General features: G+C 65.0%; 2 protein-coding genes. Both read left to right on the top strand.

The window, feature by feature from the left end; all coding sequences use genetic code 11:
• Nucleotides 1-306: aminotransferase class I/II-fold pyridoxal phosphate-dependent enzyme (locus tag EN884_RS37925; RefSeq protein ID WP_128361230.1), on the top strand; the 306-nt coding region annotated here is incomplete at its 5' end.
• 80 nt (nucleotides 307-386) lie between these two features.
• On the top strand, nucleotides 387-592 hold a 206-nt coding region (locus EN884_RS37920), incomplete at its 3' end, for a MazG nucleotide pyrophosphohydrolase domain-containing protein (RefSeq protein ID WP_281034878.1).

Genomic DNA, 592 nt, shown 5'->3' with positions numbered 1-592 from the left:
GTGCTGGAGGACGCCGCCTTGCGTGCAGACTGGGAAGCCGAACTTGAAGAGATGCGGCTGCGCATGCTGAGACTCCGTGTCCAGTTCTCCGAAGCCCTGCGCCGGCAATCCAATTCCGACCGCTTCGATTTCGTCGCCAGCCATCGCGGCATGTTCTCCCGCCTTGGCCTCACCGAAGCGCAAGTCGAACGGCTGCGCGCCGAGCACGGCGTCTACATGGTCGGCGACAGCCGCATCAATGTCGCCGGCCTGCCCGAGGACGGCATGGACGACCTCGCCAAAGCGATCGTCTCGGTGCTCGACTGACGTGGCTCGCCTGTGGACAAGGCACTCTCGCCGGCTGACAGCGTTGGCCGCGCGGCCGGCCGCGCGATAGCATCAGCCCTATGACGCCATCGAAAGACATTTCGCGCCTGATCGAGATCATGGCGGCGCTGCGGGCGCCGAAGACCGGCTGTCCCTGGGATATCGAACAGGATTTCTCGACCATCGCGCCCTACACGATCGAAGAGGCCTATGAGGTCGCGGATGCCATCGCGCGCGGCGACCTCGACGATCTGCGCGACGAACTCGGCGATCTGCTGCTGCAGGT

It is taken from the genome of Mesorhizobium sp. M7A.F.Ca.AU.001.01.1.1, from assembly GCF_004022735.1.
Lineage (GTDB): Bacteria > Pseudomonadota > Alphaproteobacteria > Rhizobiales > Rhizobiaceae > Mesorhizobium > Mesorhizobium ciceri.
The sequence above is the reverse complement of the archived record's forward strand: the minus strand, read 5'-3'. Positions and strand labels throughout refer to the sequence as shown.